General features: G+C 51.9%; 21 protein-coding genes, 1 pseudogene and 1 riboswitch. Of the genes and pseudogenes, 4 read left to right on the forward strand and 18 right to left on the reverse strand.

From position 1 onward, the window contains the following. Positions 1-98: 98 nt before the first annotated feature. The gene (locus D3P09_RS15495) at positions 99-560 is read right to left on the reverse strand and encodes a GNAT family N-acetyltransferase (protein WP_120111741.1); all 462 of its coding nucleotides are present in this window, start codon (positions 558-560) and stop codon (positions 99-101) included. A gap of 251 nt (positions 561-811) precedes the next feature. Between D3P09_RS15495 and D3P09_RS15500 the strand changes: the two genes are divergently transcribed. Further along, positions 812-2,527: a methyl-accepting chemotaxis protein gene (locus D3P09_RS15500; RefSeq protein WP_120111744.1), complete on the forward strand. Its 1,716-nt coding sequence runs from the start codon at positions 812-814 to the stop codon at positions 2,525-2,527. Positions 2,528-2,581: 54 nt separating this feature from the next. On the opposite strand, the gene D3P09_RS15505 is transcribed toward D3P09_RS15500, so the two are convergent. The 14 genes and pseudogenes from D3P09_RS15505 to D3P09_RS15560 form a co-directional block, all read right to left on the reverse strand. After that, entirely contained in the window at positions 2,582-2,947 is a 366-nt protein-coding gene (locus D3P09_RS15505) for a DUF4180 domain-containing protein (protein ID WP_120111747.1), read from the reverse strand. Between the two features lie 21 nt (positions 2,948-2,968). Then, complete coding sequence (locus D3P09_RS15510) at positions 2,969-3,388, reverse strand: GNAT family N-acetyltransferase (protein WP_120111749.1); 420 nt, start codon at positions 3,386-3,388, stop codon at positions 2,969-2,971. A 241-nt stretch (positions 3,389-3,629) separates the two neighbouring features. Further along, complete coding sequence (locus tag D3P09_RS15515; RefSeq protein ID WP_120111751.1) at positions 3,630-4,460, reverse strand: TIGR02452 family protein; 831 nt, start codon at positions 4,458-4,460, stop codon at positions 3,630-3,632. Between the two features lie 1,324 nt (positions 4,461-5,784). Beyond that, positions 5,785-6,447, reverse strand: a complete 663-nt coding sequence (locus D3P09_RS15520) for a phosphatase PAP2 family protein (protein WP_120111753.1) — start codon at positions 6,445-6,447, stop codon at positions 5,785-5,787. Between the two features lie 27 nt (positions 6,448-6,474). Further along, positions 6,475-7,128, reverse strand: coding sequence for a bacillithiol biosynthesis deacetylase BshB2 (bshB2, locus tag D3P09_RS15525; protein WP_120111755.1), 654 nt, complete (start codon positions 7,126-7,128; stop codon positions 6,475-6,477). Between the two features lie 22 nt (positions 7,129-7,150). After that, a complete protein-coding gene (locus tag D3P09_RS15530) occupies positions 7,151-7,495 on the reverse strand; it encodes a YojF family protein (RefSeq protein WP_120111758.1) in 345 nt (114 codons plus the stop codon). A 94-nt stretch (positions 7,496-7,589) separates the two neighbouring features. Then, a complete protein-coding gene (locus D3P09_RS15535; RefSeq protein ID WP_120111761.1) occupies positions 7,590-8,288 on the reverse strand; it encodes a YjjG family noncanonical pyrimidine nucleotidase in 699 nt (232 codons plus the stop codon). A 134-nt stretch (positions 8,289-8,422) separates the two neighbouring features. Continuing rightward, complete coding sequence (locus D3P09_RS15540) at positions 8,423-9,217, reverse strand: class I SAM-dependent methyltransferase (RefSeq protein ID WP_243644211.1); 795 nt, start codon at positions 9,215-9,217, stop codon at positions 8,423-8,425. A gap of 48 nt (positions 9,218-9,265) precedes the next feature. Next, a complete protein-coding gene (locus tag D3P09_RS15545) occupies positions 9,266-9,520 on the reverse strand; it encodes a DUF2164 domain-containing protein (protein ID WP_120111767.1) in 255 nt (84 codons plus the stop codon). Positions 9,521-9,612: 92 nt separating this feature from the next. Continuing rightward, positions 9,613-9,948 (reverse strand): His/Gly/Thr/Pro-type tRNA ligase C-terminal domain-containing protein, encoded by a 336-nt coding sequence (locus D3P09_RS28140; protein WP_341538295.1) that lies wholly within the window; start codon positions 9,946-9,948, stop codon positions 9,613-9,615. 51 nt (positions 9,949-9,999) lie between these two features. Then, positions 10,000-10,833: pseudogene (locus D3P09_RS28145) on the reverse strand (ATP phosphoribosyltransferase regulatory subunit); the annotation flags it as partial. Continuing rightward, a complete protein-coding gene (locus D3P09_RS28330; RefSeq protein ID WP_279387131.1) occupies positions 10,769-10,903 on the reverse strand; it encodes a hypothetical protein in 135 nt (44 codons plus the stop codon). The gene D3P09_RS28330 and the pseudogene D3P09_RS28145, both read right to left, overlap by 65 nt. A 255-nt stretch (positions 10,904-11,158) precedes the next feature. Beyond that, positions 11,159-11,527, reverse strand: a complete 369-nt coding sequence (locus tag D3P09_RS15555) for a YybH family protein (protein ID WP_120112506.1) — start codon at positions 11,525-11,527, stop codon at positions 11,159-11,161. 54 nt (positions 11,528-11,581) lie between these two features. Beyond that, complete coding sequence (locus D3P09_RS15560) at positions 11,582-11,980, reverse strand: OsmC family protein (RefSeq protein WP_120111770.1); 399 nt, start codon at positions 11,978-11,980, stop codon at positions 11,582-11,584. A gap of 474 nt (positions 11,981-12,454) precedes the next feature. Beyond that, positions 12,455-12,540, forward strand: a riboswitch (ZMP/ZTP riboswitch). A gap of 78 nt (positions 12,541-12,618) precedes the next feature. Here D3P09_RS15560 and D3P09_RS15565 point away from each other — a divergent pair. Next, positions 12,619-13,476, forward strand: a complete 858-nt coding sequence (locus D3P09_RS15565) for a bifunctional 5,10-methylenetetrahydrofolate dehydrogenase/5,10-methenyltetrahydrofolate cyclohydrolase (RefSeq protein ID WP_120111773.1) — start codon at positions 12,619-12,621, stop codon at positions 13,474-13,476. Continuing rightward, positions 13,473-14,102 (forward strand): cyclodeaminase/cyclohydrolase family protein, encoded by a 630-nt coding sequence (locus D3P09_RS15570; RefSeq protein WP_120111775.1) that lies wholly within the window; start codon positions 13,473-13,475, stop codon positions 14,100-14,102. Before D3P09_RS15565 ends, D3P09_RS15570 begins: the two co-directional genes overlap by 4 nt. Before the next feature lie 85 nt (positions 14,103-14,187). Here the strand turns inward: D3P09_RS15570 and mgtE are convergent, their stop codons facing one another. Together mgtE and D3P09_RS15580 are read right to left on the reverse strand one after the other, a co-directional pair. Beyond that, positions 14,188-15,546 carry a magnesium transporter gene (gene mgtE, locus D3P09_RS15575; RefSeq protein WP_120111778.1) on the reverse strand — a complete coding sequence of 453 codons (1,359 nt, stop codon included), beginning with the start codon at positions 15,544-15,546 and terminating at the stop codon, positions 14,188-14,190. A 93-nt stretch (positions 15,547-15,639) separates the two neighbouring features. Then, positions 15,640-16,482, reverse strand: coding sequence for a DMT family transporter (locus tag D3P09_RS15580; protein WP_120111780.1), 843 nt, complete (start codon positions 16,480-16,482; stop codon positions 15,640-15,642). Between the two features lie 267 nt (positions 16,483-16,749). Between D3P09_RS15580 and D3P09_RS15585 the strand changes: the two genes are divergently transcribed. Next, entirely contained in the window at positions 16,750-17,319 is a 570-nt protein-coding gene (locus tag D3P09_RS15585; protein WP_243644213.1) for a DoxX family membrane protein, read from the forward strand. On the opposite strand, the gene D3P09_RS15590 is transcribed toward D3P09_RS15585, so the two are convergent. Next, positions 17,306-17,560, reverse strand: coding sequence for a DUF6953 family protein (locus tag D3P09_RS15590; RefSeq protein WP_120111782.1), 255 nt, complete (start codon positions 17,558-17,560; stop codon positions 17,306-17,308). The genes D3P09_RS15585 and D3P09_RS15590 overlap by 14 nt on opposite strands. Positions 17,561-17,635: the final 75 nt, after the last annotated feature.

Genomic DNA, 17,635 nt, shown 5'->3' on the forward strand with positions numbered 1-17,635 from the left:
GTTTCGAAACCTGCTTTTAAAATAACACATTTCGATTCCCGTGAAAACACTTTCTTCTAAACTCTACAAACTCTCTATTATTTCGCTATTGTTCCGCACTATTGTCGAATGGAGGGCAGCTCGAACAGGGCAAGTCTGACCTCTGGCGCAATCTCGATCTCGCCCGCATCCGCGAAGCCGAAGCTCCGGTATAACGCAATGGCCGGTTTGTTGCCGGCTCCGGTACTCACCTTGACCCGCTTATGCTTGCCTGCGCCTTCCAGCACATAATCAACCAATGACCTAGCGATGCCTCTGCGAAAATAATCCGGGTGGACGACCATTCGGCAAATATCGATCGCGTCTCCTTCATCTTCGTATGATATGAATCCGGCCAACGCACCTTCTATTCGATAGCCGACAAAGGTCTCTCCGCTCGCCATCATCGTCTCCGCTGTATCCCGAAGCGGCGGAATGTCCCAGAAGCCGATCAGCTCCGCTTCGATTCGGTATGCGGGCAGCTGCACCGCCAGCAATTGCTCCGCGACTCCCCGGTCTTGATGCTGCTCAATTCCAATCATGTTTTTCTCTCCTACTGTTCAGTTAGGTGCCGGGCCGGGCACTGCCTGCGCAAGATCGTTACCCGACCAATGTAGCACAAGTGATGAGGTCCAGTCTAGCATTTGAGCCCATCCCGTGTAAGGGTTTCCATGTATCCCGATTTCAATAGGAATTATCTATAAGCTTATAGTTAAACTATTGAATTAGATTCAGACATGTAATATAGTAGAAAAAATCAATTTAATCCATTAGACAGGGGCATGCTTCGCCTATGAATCAACCGACTAAACATCTGTTTCGCTTTACGATCAACCGCAAGCTTTTTGCAGGATTTGCCGCCGTACTCCTCATCTTGATGGCCACCGTTGCCATCGGCTACTCTCAAATCACCCGGGTAGATAGTCAATATACGTCCATCATCGAAGACAAGGCCCACAAGCTGATACTCATACAGGAACTGAACGCCGAGGTCAAAAAAGAGCAAGCGGCGATGCGCGGCTATCTGCTGCTGGGCGATGCTGAATCGCTGCAAGACTTCACCGACGCTCACAATGGCTATCGGGCGCTAAGCCGCAATCTGGAGTCGATCATCGAGCATCCGGAGGCCGCTGCCATGCTCCAAGAGCTGAACCAACTGGAGAGCGAATACTACTTTACCTCTAATAAGGCTATCAAGCTCAGAGTTTCCGGCGATGCCAAGCAGTATCTGGAGATTGCTTCGTCCCAAGCTCAGCCTATTCTGAAGCAATTCGACCAGAAAGCCGAAGAGCTGGCCGTCTATCAGCAAAGCCTGCTCAATGAAAGCAGGGAAGAAGTACATAGCGAGATTGAATCCATCAAGCAGTTGGTGTTGCTGCTTGGCGTCGCAGCCGTAGCGATCAGCCTCGTTATCTCGTGGTTCGTCGGCCGCATCATATCCAGGCCGGTCAAAGCTATTGCGGCGACGGCGGAGCGAATCGCGGCAGGCGATCTCACCTCCGAGAAGGTCAATATCCGCAACCGGGATGAAGTAGGCGATCTCGCACGTTCCTTCAATGCAATGTCGGAGCAGCTTCGCGGGCTTATCCGCCATGTCCATGGCAGCGCCGAGCAGGTGGCCGCTTCCGCCCAGCAGCTGACCGCGACAAGCGAGCAGGCCTCTGCCGCTTCAGGACAAATCGCGGGTACGATGCAGCAAGTCGCGACGGACGCGAACGACGGCTTTACCCATCTGGAGGAAGCGTCCCGTACGATAAGCGACATGTCGGCCGGCGTGCTGCATATCTCCGATAGAGCCCGCCAAGTATCGGACTCTGCATCCGAGGCTTATGAACGGGCCGAAGACGGCGGCCAAGCGATCCACACGGCAACCCGGCAAATGGGCTCGATTCATGATGCGGTATCCGGATTGTCCGTCCAAATCCATACGCTCGGCGAGCGCTCGGCCCAGATTAGCCATATCTTGAATGCCATTACCGAGATGGCGAAGCAAACGAATATTTTATCGCTGAACGCCGGCATTGAGGCGGCCCGTGCAGGAGAGAACGGGAAAGGCTTCCTCGTCATCGCAAGCGAAATCCGCAAGCTGGCTGAACAATCCTCGCATTCCGCAGGCCAAATCTCGGAGCTGATTGCGTCCATCCAAGAGGAGACGGGCCAAGCGGTGCAGAAGATGGATGCCGCTTCGCAAGAGGTCGCATCGGGTCTCGGAGCTGTCCGTTCTGCCGGCACTGCGTTCGAGCATATTCAAAACTCTGTTCATGCCGTGAACGGCCAAATCCAGGATGTCTCCTCCTCGATCGAGCAAGTGGCTGCGGGCGCAGAGCAAATTGTCGGCGCGATGAAAGCCGTCATGACCGCGTCCGAATCGACGGTGCGAGGCGCCCAGGAGGTAACTGCCGCAACGGAAGAGCAGCTTGCTTCCATGGAAGAGGTAGCTGCTTCCGCCCGTATGCTCTCCCGCATGTCTGAGCAGTTGCAAGGGCAACTGGAGAAGTTTAAATTATAGAGCTAAGAGAGAAGGGACTCCGCTGCTTCAAGCGGAGTCCCTTCCTTGCTCTCTCTATTTCGCGCCGTGCAGCGCTTCTAGTCCCTCTTCCTCAGTAGCCTTGAAGAAGAAGTGATTGCCGTGATTGCACTCATAGATAAAGTCCCTCAAGCTTTTGCTGTTATAGCCGCTAAAGTCACCGACAATAGCCAGCTTCGTATGATAATTGGTGCATTTTTGAAAAATCTCACCTGCCAGCCCCGTCTTCAGCTCGAAAAAGTCCTCATGGATCAATTCCTTCCGAATCAGCACCTTGGCGCAGTCCAAATAATGAGCGTTCATGATCGCATCCAGTGCATCCTGCACACCCTCGATCACAACACCGTCTCCCGACAGGATCGCAACCTTCGAGTCGTCCTTTGCATCTATAGTTAAGTTCATCATCATCTCTCCTTCCACAATTCAAAAGCTTTTTCTCATATAATAATGCTTGTATCCCCCGGCATTGTCAATTTGTCCGTAAGTCTCGAATCCTAACTTTCTGTAAAAATCGTACGCCTGAAAGCTGAGCGTATCCAGCTTCATAAAGTCGCATTGACTCGCGCGGGCCAGCCGTTCCGCTTCTTGCATCAGCATCCGGCCGCAGCCATGCTTGCGCGCATGCTCCTCGATATAAAGAATATGGATCTCCATCCAGTTCCAGCAGATCTCGCCGATAAGCCCGCCGCAGGTCCGTCCCTCCCCATCGATCAGAAGCAGATTTACCTCGCGATACCTATCCCTCAATTCCGACGGGAAATGAGCCTGGTTGAATGCAATGAGACCATTCCGGACAAATGATTTGGACTCTGCCGAGTTTTGTTCTTTGATTACATACTCCATGCGTCTGTGCTCCTTGTATTTATTTATCGCTGATTTCCACTGTATGACGGGTTGGCCTTTTTCGATTAAAAGAACACGCCGCTGCGATTAAGGCTCCTTTTCAGTGCGCTCATTCGCAGCCTGCCCTTGTATGATTTCCTGGCTCCGTTAGATCGTACACTAAGCTAATTGGCTGTATCCTAGCTCCGTTAGGTCATACGCTAAATACTTGGATGTATACCCAACTCCGATAGGTCATACGCTAAGTTAATTGTTTGACAAATGCACGGTAAACTTCTTTCCCAGGCTTCGTATCATATATGGCAAACACAACTTTGCGGAATACGCCCCGGAACTTGTCGCCTGTAAGCGCCTGCCGGAACCAAGCAGCCACTTCTTCCGGATTGTTCCGGAATACACCGCAGCCGTATGCGCCCAGCACTAGCGTTGTTTGCTTATGTGCCTGTGCCACCGCCAGCACCTTATCGATTCTGCGACGCATCACGGGATCAATCAGCGCTATATTGTGAGGCTCTCGCTCTCTTACTACTCCCGCATTTACCGCTGGCGCAGTTATGATCGAGACCGGATATGCCTCATCCAGCAAGGCACCGCTATCATCACGGAATACCGGAACCTTTGGCGAATAAATCATAAAGTCGGAGTACAAGCAAGTGCGCTGCCCGGCATTGTGACTGTACATTTCCTTCATCTGAGCAATCGTCGGGTAGAGGCCGGAGGCGCGTGCCAGACTTTCCTCCTGCGCTCTGGCCCCCGTCAGAAACCCGCCGCCCGGATGCTTCGCGGAAGCGAAATTCAAACAAGTCAGCTCTGTATCCTCCTTCGCCAGTCTGGCCGCAGCCTCAAGCGTCGTTTCCTCCGTCACTTCGATAATCGTCTTGTTCGTGTGCTCAGGCTCCAGCTCGGATAACAGTTGGTCCGTATCCTCGATCCGGTAAAGCACAGCTCCTTCTATCGCATAGGTCAGCGCGCCGCCTATATCCACATTCTTATTGTTGGCATTCCGGTAATGCCCCTGCTCTATTATGGTCAACGTTTCTTCGGCAACTCTTGCCGCTGCGTTTCGATTCATGGCCCTTCACCTCTTCAACTTTTCGTCTACATATTGCTTGCTTATTAGGTCGATTGTAATGGATTTTGAACGGCAACCCTACTGACAGAATAGTTTAAATAAAATTTTCCTCCCATTTCAGCCAATAAAGCAACAGCGCTTTCTGGCCATGCATCCAGTTTTCCGTCTGCTCTTAAATTACCTCGACAGTCTAAGCCGGGGGCCACGCTTCTAACGCCGCCTCGCATCGATACAGCTTCATTTCTGCCAACTCTACGCTTCTAACGCCGCCTCACACCGTTGTAGCAGCATTTCTGCCAATTCCGCGCTTCTAACGTCGCCTCACACCGTTGCAGCGTCATTTCTGCCAACTCCACGCTTCTAACGCCGCCTCACATCGCTGCAGCATCATTTCTGCCAACTTCACGCTTCTAACGCCGCCTCGCATCGCTGCAGCATCATTTCTGCCAACTCCACGCTTCTAACGCCGCCTCACACCGTTGCAGCATCATTTCTGCCAATTCCGCGCTTCTAACGCCGCCATACACCGCTACAACATCATTTCTGCTAACTCCACGTTTCTAACGCCGCCATACACCGCTATAACATCATTTCTGCTAACTCCACACTTCTAACGCCGCCATACAACGCTACAGCTTCATTTCTGCCAACTTCACGCTTCTAACGCCGCCATACAACGCTACAGCATCATTTCTGCCAATCCCGCGCTTCTAACGTCGCCTCACACCGTTGCAGCATCATTTCTGCCGAGTTCACACTTCTAACGCCGCCATACACCGCTACAGCATCATTTCTGCCAACTTCACGCTTCTAACGCCGCCATACACCGCTACAACATCATTTCTGCTAACTCCACACTTCTAACGCCGCCATACACTGCTACAGCTTCATTTCTGCCAACTTCACGCTTCTAACATCGCCATACACCGCTACAGCATCATTTCTGCCCCGACGGCCGATCCGGCTACTGTAAGCCGAGTTTCTCGGCTTACAGCCGCCTAAACAGCGGAACCAACCGCTGCATGCAGAGTTTCTCGGCTTACAGCCACCCAACAAAAAAAGCCCCGGCGCACTCGCGCCGAGACCCTGTATAACACATTATTTTTCACCAGATCGACTCATGGATAGCATACTGCCAGCTTATTAAACCATCTAATAGGTGAACTCTGCTATTCGACCATTCGTCTAGGTGAACTCTGCACATATGCATAGTATTCGTCCATTCGTCTAAGCGAACCCTGCACACATGCATAGTATTCGTCCATTTCCATTTCCATTGTCATTCCTATTCCCATTCCATCCCATTGAGCGTCCTCACCCTATATTACTGGGACAAATAAGAGCGCTGTTCTTCATACACAGCTTTGCTGCGGGACTTCAGCAGCCGGCCTGCCCATCCGAAGATGACATGGCCAAGCATAATTCCGGCGAACACATCCATCACCACATGCTGCTTTACGAATAACGTCGACAAAATAATGGACCACGTAATGATGCCGATCCCAATCTTCGTACCGCGCCCGATTGACTTCGACTGGGTAGCGGCTCTGAACAGCAAATAGCTGGACAAGCAATGAATGCTTGGAAAACAGTTGAACGGCGCGTCATTCGTATAGACGAACTGCACCAGCCAGCTCAGCAAGTCGTTCCCCTGCAGCTCCGCTCTCGGTACGGTCGTTTGGAAGATGGCATAAATGACGTAGCATATCAAGACACTAATGACATAGGCAAGCAGCGTCCGGTAATACGTGGGACGATCCTTGAAGTAGAAAAAGATAAACGTAAGATACAGAAAAGGCATCCATATGGCGTAAGGAATGATGAAGACCTTCATAAACGGAATCAGATCATCCAAATCCGTATAGAGCATCCACACCTGGACCGGCTCCTGGTTAATTAATGTGTAGATCAAACCTAAAGTCGGAATAGCAAGCAGCATCCATAGCGGATGGGCAAGCACCCTCTTCATTCCTTCCTTCGTCAACATGGAATCCCCCCGGTAAATATCTATGTCTTAAAATCGATAGGTCCAAAAATGCTCCGTTCCAAAACGGGCTTCAATTTCTTGCTGTGTCAGCTCATTCTTGCCAAGCAGCTCAGCCGCCTGGAACTGGGAACGGTGCGATTGGATCGAAGCAAGCTTATGCTTCAAGAAAGCTCTCACATCATAATGAACATCTGGCCGTCCGATAGCCTCCTCATGATTGCGCGAGAACGCCAGACAATGAACGGTCGGCCGCTCTTCAGCCGGCATCTGGCTAATGACCCGAATAACCGCCGCGCCGCAAGCGTCATGATCCGGATGCACGCTATAGCCCGGATAGAACGTCACTACAAGCGTTGGCGACAGCTCCTCGATCAGCTCGCGGATTCGGGAATCCAGCAGCTCCTGATCCTCGAATTCTATCGTCTTATCATGGAAGCCCAGCAACCGGAGATCCTGAATGCCAATCGCGCGGCAGGACGATTCCAGCTCAGCCTTCCGAACCGCCGGCAGCGTGACCCGCGAAGCAAAGGGCGGAATGCCCATATTACGGCCCATCTCGCCTAGCGTCAGGCAGGCGTATGTAACGCGCGCCCCGTTATGAACATGCATAGCCAGCGTGCCGGACAATCCGAACGCTTCGTCATCCGGATGCGGCAATACGACTAAAATTTGTTGTTCCATTGTATGATTCATCTCCTCTCGCCTAGAAGGGCTCCGGGCTTAATTGAAGCGCTACGATCAGCTTCCCTTGGCTGTCGTGGCCTGCCATAATAAGCCGCTCGGTCTCTGTATCCTCGTAGTGCGTCAACCCTTCCGAGTATACCCAGCCGTGAGCCATCTTAAGGCCCACCCGAAAAGGTCCGTTTCCCGAGATTGCCCCGTGGCTGTAGCGGATTCGCGCATTGGTCAGGAACGATGCCGCCGGATGCTTCGAGCTGTCGAAGTGTGCAGCATAGGCGCCTGTCGTCTGTTCGATATGAACATACAAATCTTGATCCTTCAGCTTTTCTATCAGCTGTTGTACTTTCGATGGTTGGATAAGCTGCATGCGAACTCTTCCTCTCGTTATTAATCATGCCTGTAAAAGGCTTCGATGGAAACTGGACATTAGTCCAGAGCGAGCCTGGACTGACGGCCCTTGCTTAGCCCAGACCGACAATCGATCTAAGCTCGCTCAAGTGGCGGATTTCATATTTCGGCTTGACCGAAGTCGTATTCGGTTTCCCGAGCGGATTGTACCAGCATGTATCAATGCCTGCGTTAATGCCGCCCTGCATATCCGAGGTTAGAGAGTCGCCGACAATAAGCGCATTGCGGCTGCCCGTCAAATTCAGCTTCGCAAAAGCAAAGTCGAAGATAGCCGGGTTCGGCTTCTGAATACCGGCATCCTCTGATACAATAATATGCTCGAAGGCATCGGCAAGCTCCGACCGCCCGATGCGGCTGAGCTGAACTTCCTTTATGCCGTTCGTAATAACCGCCAGCCGGTGTCCTCCGGCAAGCAACTCCCGGCAAATCTGGACGGCGCCGTCAATCAGGAAAGAGCCTTCTCCCAAATAACGAAGGTACGCCAGGCTGAACTCCTCGGCTGTCCAGCCGATCGTCAAGCTGTTCTCAGCGATCAGTCTTGCGAAGCGCTCGCTGCGCAGCAAAGCCAAATCGATAGCGCCCTGCTCATATTCCCGCCAAAGCTGCTGGTTGATCGCCCTGTAGCTGCCAGTCAGCTGCTCGGACATTTCCAGCTTTGCCTCTCTGAACGATTCAGCCAGCGCATGTGCTTCCGATTGCGCGTAATCATACAGCGTATCGTCGGCATCAAAGAAAATGACATCATAAGACATGGTATAAATCCTCCTGCAATCTGTACGCCAAAAAAGCGGCAAGACTTCCGGGCGTGAATAATTCGACCGCAAGGAGCGGAGCTGACAGCTGTATCCGGTCACGCAATAATGCCGTACTCCCGCGCTGCTTCCGCCTACTTGCCGGCTGCTATAAAAAATCGGTGTTCCCTGCTCATGAAGTATCCATCTTCCTCTATCTTCTCCTGAAGCAGACTTAGTTCATTATAACATTTTTCGACGGAAAACCCGGCAAACTCCCACTCCACAATTTTCGCCAAATATACAAAAGCTCCTACATCGTAGAACCGCTGCTCCGGGAAAAACTCCGCGCGCTCACGGATGTCGAAACCCGCTGCTGCCAGATCTCTTGCACTGTTCTCCAGATTGAACTGCGGATCCACGGCCATCGCGCCTTCACCAAGCAAAAAACGAGACAGCTCACGATTGTTCTGCCCGCCGACTTGCTGCGTAATGAACAAGCCGCCCGGCTTCAATACCCGGTAAACCTCCTCCGGATTGTACATCTCATGACGGTTAATAATAAGATCAAACATTTCGTCTTCGAACGGCAGCGGATCATCGTCGTCATATACTTGTCTAATATCGATGCCGTATGGCGGCAGCTTCTGCTGGCATAAAGCCACATTCGGCGGATACGCCTCAGTCGCATAGGTTCGGCCTGCAGGCGGAGACAGCGATAAGAGGAACTCGCCTCCTCCGGTCCCCATATCCAGCATAACCTTCTGATCGGCCATGCCGGCTTGCACCGCTTCTTTATAATTCCAGGGAAGCTCCTGTTCCCACACGCGATCCGCGATGTAGGAGAAGTCCCATCCTTGAAATACGTGCTCTTCCTCCGAAAGCCAATACTGCTTTCTTTCCTCAGGCGTCATCTTCTTCTCCCCCTTCTGCGTACTTCTCGAAATCATGTATCTCCCAATGTCAGCAATCTGGCGAAACGCCTTGCCCGCTGCTTGTTATTTGACAGGCGGAACCGGCCTTTCCAGCGCATACAGCTCCTCTTCGATCGAAGCCATTCGCTGCTCAATGACACGCCTCGCGTCTGCCATTGCTTGATTATAAATATAGGGAGCCAGCTCCTTCATCATAAAATCAAGCATGTTCTCTCCGGCTAGCTGGCCCATGTCCACCGACAGCTCATCATAAGCATATTGCTGGAGATTGGAGACCAGTTGAAGCTTCTGTTCCCTTGGCAATTTTATAGGTACCATCGTTAAGCCCCTTCTTTCCATCATTTCTTTCCTCGATCATATCACAGGAATCGCAGGTCCACGATAGCCCGCTAGAACGTGCGCATCATGAGTCAGTATGGCTGATCCTGAATCATTGCAGCCGCCTCTTGCATGGAGAGAAGAGATTCTTTCGATTCTCGCATATCCTTCAGCCTCACTACCCCGCTGGCCGCTTCATCGCTCCCAACCAGCACAACATATCGAATACCTTTGGCAGACGCTGCAGCCAGCGTCTTCTTCAGCCTGCGGCTGCCCGTCTCCAAGGATGTTCGGATGCCGGCACGGCGAAGCGCTGCGGCCGCCTTCAACGCTCCGGACTTGCCTTCTTCACCGATCGGCACGACTGCCGCTTGCGCAACAGGCAGCGACAATTCCCTCTCCCGCAGCATCTCCATAATAGACTCCATTCCAAACGAAAGACCCGCCGCCTTATATGATACATCCTCCCTGCCGATCAGCTTCCCGATAATGGCGTCGTATCGCCCGCCGGCGCCCAGGCTTGAGGTGAACACGCCGCTTGCGTCAAAGATTTCGTAGACCGTCCCGGTATAGAAGGACAACCCGCGGGAGAGGAACGGATCGAAGATGCAGGTCTGCTCCAGGCCAACCTCGAGAATCAGTCTCTCCAGCGCCGCAGCTTCCCTCGTCCCTTGCGAATCCGAGATGCCTTATCGAATCGCGATAGCTTGCAGGTCCTGCTTCTCTTCCGAAGCGAATGCCAGAATCGCATCCTGGACGTTATCGGCGATCCCCTTCTGCCTCAGTTCCTCCGTCATGCCAGCCAGCCCGATTTTGGCCAGCTTATCAAGCGTGAGCATCACAGAGAGCAATACATCATCCGGCACTCCCATCGCCACAAGCACTTCTCCCAGGAAGCGGCGGTTATTCCAGCGCAGCGTTACTGGAATATTAAGATGTCCAAAAGCATCAACTGCGAGCTGCATCAGCTCAGCTTCGGCTTCAGGCCCGGCTATGCCGACCATATCGACATCGCATTGCAGAAATTCACGGAGGCGCCCCCGCTTGACTGGTCCGTCGCGGAATACTTTTCCAAGCTCATACCGTTTGTACGGCATCTCCAGACCGGGATTATTCGCAATGGTTTTGGCGAACGGAATCGTTAGATCGTACCTCAAGCCCAGGCTGCGGCTGCCTTGATCAGTCAAGCGGTACATTTCCTTCAGGATCTCATCCCCGCCTGCGTATTTGGATGCAAGCAGGTCCAGCTCACCTGAGCATCGCCGTCTCCATCCCTTTGAAATCGTATAGCTCGAACAGCTCCGTAAGCACATCCTGCACTTTTTTCCTAAGCGCCTGCTCCGGTCCGATGAAATCATAGGTGCCCTTTACGTTTTGCATCATGGCCATCTCCTTTGATAGGTTGGTGGAAAATAAAAAACGCGCAGGACCTCTTGGTCCTGCGCGCTCCATATGCCGCAGGGAGGCTAGGCGCGAAATGCGCTAGCCCGCCCTGTTCATTCAGGCGTGCTAACGCTGCTTGTGATGATGAAGTTGATTCAGCTTGGAAATACGCATAGCTTAAAACCCCTTCATGAATAAATTAAAGCTGATTATAACGAATATGTTCCTCATACGCAAGGGCCCAGCCGCTACAGCTTACACATCGCCGCTTAGATGCTCGTGTATGAGCTGCCATCCGTCATGCTCCGACTTTACGAATACATTAGTGGCCCTTCCGCTTCCCGATACCGGCTTCCCTTCGTGAAAGCCTTCGAACCGGTACGTATAAAGACAAGTGGCAGAACGCTCATCAACGCTAATCCAGCTTACGTCGTTCGCGGAGTAGACCTCTTCTTCAATGATGTCCCAGGCCGTCTCGAAATAAGCCTGAATATCATCTATTGTTCTGCATGTTCGATCCGAGAACCAGTAGACAGCTTCGGGATGCAGCAGTTTTTTTACATTTTCAAAATGGTGGGTATTCGTAGCTTCTATGTATTGCTTCAGCGCTTGCTGATGACTCATCATTGCGGAACTCCCTTCCAGTCCGTCTATAGTGTTAGCGCACTCCGACAGCTATTAGGAGAGATGGTATTCGACCGTCTCTATCATAACTTCGCTATTCAGTGAATTGCTTATGGCACATGCCTGCTCGGCTACAGCGATCAGCACTTCCTTATAGTCCTGCTCGATGGTAGAAGGAAGCTTCACCAGCACCGTAAAATTCGTAAAAGCGTTAATCCTGCTGTCTGTCTTCTTCGCTGTCACTTCTACGCTAAGCGGAAGGCGCTCGAAATCGATACCGTCCGTCTCCAGCTTCTGCTGAAGCGAAAACGAAACGCAGAGCCCCAGCGCCGATTCCAGCAGTTCTTTGGGCGACAGTCCGCTTTGATTAGGTCCGCTGCTGCCAATTAACTGCAGGCCCGCTTCATTATAGATTTCATTCTGTCCGTTCATCAGTTGGATTCTGGTAGTCATGATAATCTCCTTTCATTGCACCGAGCGGCAAGCCATAGAGATTTGGCGATATCAATAGAACGCTCCTTATGAGCCTTTAGTTCAACTTTTTATAAAACAAATTTCTATGTTTTCCGTTAAATTTCGATGAATGACGAGTTTATTTGACAAAATAAATTCATAGTAACCGTATAGTCTTAATGTAATGGCAAAATAGTAATGCACTTTAATAACTGTGTCAACCTAGAGCTTTTGATAGTAATCGCCTTGCAGCCCGCTGACGGGGGGCATATCTCGTCGATTTTTTACACTTTTCATGAATGTAAGTGCTTTATTTATCGTATAGAGATCGTTTGTATGGAACAAAATGTAATAAACTTTTTTCGTGATCGCCGCTCCTTGCTTCCGTAAAGGAAAAATAAGGGCAATAGCCTGCTCCAGGCGAAGCTGAATCTTGACCTCGAAACCGGTAATCAGAGATAATGGGTATAATTTAACGTCGTATGCGACTGGCGAAGAGAGTGGAATGAACCACGAGGAAGCATACGATCGGCAATCATCCGTTCGCCTGGGAGAAGTATCTGCAGCGGCTCGTCTTGAGCCTTCGCGGATGCTTTTTTTCGTTTTATTCGATCATGTCCGCTAAGGAGGATGCAAGAATGGCATTACTGATGAAAGCAAAGGAAGCAGCAGATCAAGTCTGCTCAGAGATCATTGCGGAAGTGAATGAGCTTGGAAGACACGGCATTCAACCTCATCTTGCCACGATCATCGTAGAGGGCGATCCCGCTTCCGCTTACTATGCAGAAGCAAAGCGCAAAATTGCCGAGCGGCTTGGCATCTCCTTCCGCCTGCATGCATTCCAGGCAGATGTAGAGGAAGACCGGATCATTGCGCTCATCCGTGAGCTGAACGAGGACGTAGCCGTGCATGGCATCATGCTGGAGCTGCCTCTGCCGCAGCATATCTCCGCCAGAAGGGTCGAACGGGAAATCCATCCGGGCAAGGACATCGATGGCGTCACGCCGCATAGCAAATTGGCGACTCTGACAGGAGAGCCGGGCCTATATCCTGCCACGCCCCAAGCCTGCATCTATCTGCTCAAGCATTACGGCTTCGCTTTGGAAGGCAAAAACGTCACGCTGGTCGGAAGAGGACAAACGGTCGGCCTCCCGCTGTTCCACTTGCTTCAGCGCGAGCAAGCCACCGTCACCGTATGCCACTCCCGTACGCCGGACATTGCTTCACACCTGAGCCATGCAGACATTGCTTTCCTGGCCGTTGGCAGGCCGAACCGAATTACGTCTGACATGGTTCATGAGAGGTTGATCGTAGTGGATGCCGGGATCAATGAATCAGAGGATGGCCGTATAACCGGCGATGGCGCCGCTGATCTAGCAACCCATGTCGCGGCTGTATCCCCGGTGCCTGGCGGAGTCGGCACGCTGACTACAGCCATTCTGTTTCAAAACCTGATGAAAGCCATCCGCATGCAGCAAGAGGAGGCGTGTCCATGAGCAATGTATCATGGGATCATTCCGTACGGCTCTTTCTCCAACAAGCAGGAAGCTCCGAACCGACTCCCGGCGGAGGCAGCGTTGCGGCACTGGTCGCCGCGCTTGGCGCTTCTATGACGGCGATGGCCGGCAGCTTGTCCCAAGGCGAGAGATTCGCCCCTTATGAGGAGCAAATACGGCAAACGCTGACGGAGATGCAGCAGCTGACGGCAGCTTCGGAAGAGCTGCTCCATGCAGACATTGAATCATTCAATGCCTACATGGCAGCGTTAAAGCTGCCGAAATCATCAGAAGAAGAGACGTCATCACGCAAGCATGCCCTCGCCTCCGCCACGATCCGCGCCATCGAGGTTCCGCTTCGGCTGATGAAGCTATGCTTGGATGGCATAACCGGCACTGCCGCTATAGCCGATTCGGCCAACAAGCATGTCATCTCCGACCTTGGCATCGGCGCGATCTTGTTCGAGGCGGCAGCACGCTCCGCTTTGCTCACCGTGGAGATTAACCTGCGCTCCATGCCGGAGTCGGATGCGAGAACCCGTTATACCGAACAGGCGGCTGCACTCATGGAGGAGATCGAGACGCACAACAAAGCTATTCTCCTTACCGCGCGTCAAAGAATGTAACTGCCCAATTAATAAGAGACTCCCAGCCGCAGTATCGCGGCCCGGAGTCTCTTCGTTTTTCATATTCATAACCCTTATGAAACCATTAGATCAAGTACTCCAAAAATGCCGTCGCAATCCCGAAGTAGATCAGCAGCGACAAAATATCATTCAGCGTCGTAATAAGCGGACCGGACGCTACAGCAGGGTCAACCTTCAGCTTATACAGCAGCAGCGGAATGACTGTGCCCGCCAGCGTGCCTATAATAAGCGTCATAACTAGCGATCCGCCCACGACAAGCCCCAGAATGGGACTGCCTTGCCAGATGTAAGCAATCACGGAGATCAGCACGCCGCAAATGCCGCCGATCATCAGCCCGACCATCAGCTCGCGCCATACCAGCCTGCGGACGACGCCGCTGGTCACTTCCTTCGTCGTCAAGCCGCGGACGACAACGGCCAGCGACTGCGTTCCTGTATTCCCCGTCATCCCCGCTATCATCGGCATGAAGAACGCCAGCGCCACAACCTTATCCAGCGTCTCTTCGAATCGGCTAATAATCGTGCCGGATATAATGCCAATCAGCAGGAGGAGGATCAGCCAAGGCAACCTTCGGTATGCCGCCACATGGGCTTTCGTATCGAAGTCGATCGACTTGCCCGATGCGGACAGCTTCGCAATATCCTCCGACGCTTCCCGGATGACAACGTCGATAATATCGTCGACGGTTACGATACCGACAAGCACGCCGTCCTCTTCCACAACGGGAATGGCCAGGAAGTTGTAGCGCTCGATCTGCCGCGCCACTTCCTCTTGGTCCATGTCGGCCGGAACCGAAATCACGCGTTCATACATAATATCCGTAATCTGATCGCCAATATCAGCCAGGATCAAATCACGGTACGACACGACGCCGATCAGCTTTTTCTTCTCATCCACAACGTACAAATAGTTAATAGATTCTGCAATCTCAGCAAAATCCTTCAGCTTATCGACCGTATCGCGCACATTGTAATGGCTCGGTATCCAGACGTACCGGTTCGTCATGATCCGGCCGGCCGTCTCCGGCGCATACGCCATCAAGTGCTGTACCGCGAGCGCCTCTTCCTTCTTCATGTAATCCAGGAATGACTTCTTCCGTTCCTCGGACACGCCTCCAAGCAGGACAGCCAGATCATCATTGTCCATCCGGTCCATCAGCTCCGCCGTCCGCTCCACGCCCAGAAGCGCAAATACCTCAACCTGCTGTCCTTGCTCCATCTCGCCAACCATCGACGTGAGCTGCTCGATCGTCATATAAATGACGAAGCCCGCGCGGTACTTCTCCGGCAAGCGGTCGTATACAACCGCCATGTCGTATGGCTGCAGCTCCTCCGCAACCTCTTGAACCTTCGTACGGTCGCCTTCCTTAATAGCATTCTGGACAAGCAAGTCCAGCTCCGTACCGCTCAAATTTTGAATCATTGGGCATGCCACCTCCAATCCAGCTTGCAGTGAAAATCCTACTTCTTACCCTTATACCCTTTTTGCCCGGAAATATTGCAGCAAATCCAGCTTCTACCCCCAAAGTCCGAGGACGATAATTCCCGCCGTGATTAATATCGAGGTCATAATCCGTCTCGGCCCTTGCTGCTCCTTTAAAATAAATATGCCCAGAAGCGTTCCGAAGACCGTCCCGATCTCGCGCATAGGAGCCAGCTGAGCTACCGGCGCAAGCGATACGGCGAACATAAACAACAGATATCCGCCAGGGGCCAGCACGCCTCCAAGCAGCATCGTCTTCCAATTCACACGCAGCTCCTGACCGATCGCCCGTGAACGCAGCGCAGCCCAGGTCAGCACAAGCACATTCCCGACATTAGTTGCCTGGAGAACGATAACGGCGGGAAAATAGTCCAGCGCCATCTTATCCACCACGATATAACCGGCAATGCAAAGTCCCACGGCGAATGCCAGCAGCGGAGCCTTCGTGGACGAGCTCCGCTTCAGCTTGATCTCGCTTAAGAACAATATGCCTGCCACAATGGCGGCCACCCCGGCCCAGCCCATCGGACTAAGCGATTCATCCAGAAATAGGACCGCCAGAAACGGCACAAGCAGCGGGCTGGTCCCCCTCATAATCGGATAGACCTGCGACAGATCCCCCACCGTATAGGCCGCAGCGAGCAATAGCACATACATCCCGTGAAGAACTACGGAAACCAGCATAATAAGCAAAGCTGTTCCAGTAAAATGAAACGCATCCCATTCTGCAATCGTCCAAGGCATCAGCACAATAACCGCAATGATTTGGCAAATCCATAGAAACACAATCTTGTTCATGCTTTTTTTCGTATATAAGTTCCATATGGAATGGACAAACCCGGAGCCGAGCACTAACGCAAAAGCTAGTCCTGCCATGACTTCACTGCTTTCTCATATAATGTTTCAATTTCGAGTCGATCCGACCCCTTTTTCTTACAAAATCTACATAAAAACGATCTAAAGTCCCACTTCCAGCGTCAAAAACATACTAATCGACCCAAATACAACGATTGGTTATTTTTGTAGAATGTAGTAGTAAATAGAGAGCGCTTACGACGTCCTTCGCTAAACCTCGCAACTCGCTTCACTATTCCGCATGCTGACCGCAACAGCTGTCGAAAATTTGATTAAGGGGGAATTCAAGTGATAAGCAAAAAACAGAATTTGACAAAGCTGTGGTCTTCCTCGTACCAACTGCTCGTAACGCTGATGAGAATCCTGTTTGGATTAGGCTGGCTGATGGCGGGGTTGACCAAAATGACGGGAAAAGCAGGAGAAGCATCCTGGTACCAGTACCCGGGGCAGTTCCTTAACGACTACTTTCACGCCGCACTTCTGAAGCCCAATGTTCCAGAGTTCTACAAAGTCTTCATCGAGCACTTCTGCCTGAACGAAGTATTGCCCTTCAACTACATCATTCCTGCTGTCCAGGTCATTCTTGGCGTACTGCTCATCCTTGGCATCTGGATTCTGCCATCCGTCCTCATCTGCATGTTCATGCATATCAACTTCATTCTGTCCGGCAATATGAACATCATTAGCTTGACGCTTTATACAAGCGCTTTCGGAATCATGATGAATCTGGAGAGAGCTCATGCGCTAAGCCTTCACAGCCTGCTAAAAAGCAAAAGAAGCGGCAACCAATCGTCCGCTCCCGCCTTGTCCGAGGTATCCGAAGAAGTCCTGCAGCCTGCCGGCGTCAGTCTTCCTTAATCGCCGAAGTCCAGCCCCAGAAGAAAGCGTCGCGGTCCCAGGCGGCCTTGCCGCCATGCAGCTTCTTGAAGGCCTTCTTAACCTCCTTGTCGATCGACGCATGACCCTTTTCATTGACGTAAATATAGGACTCTCCGTAATGCGTCCGGATATGCTCAACGGCCTTAGCCTGATAGAGCACGCCTGAATTCTTCATCTCGCTGAACATCCATTTTGCAATTTCATCCGTTGCTGCGCTCATGCCCGTCCTCCTGATTGCTGTCATATCCATATCCTGCTTTCGTTAATGGAACCTATTTCCTTTCATTGTACCATA

The sequence above is a fragment of the Paenibacillus pinisoli genome (genome assembly GCF_003605435.1).
GTDB classification, from domain to species: domain Bacteria; phylum Bacillota; class Bacilli; order Paenibacillales; family Paenibacillaceae; genus Pristimantibacillus; species Pristimantibacillus pinisoli.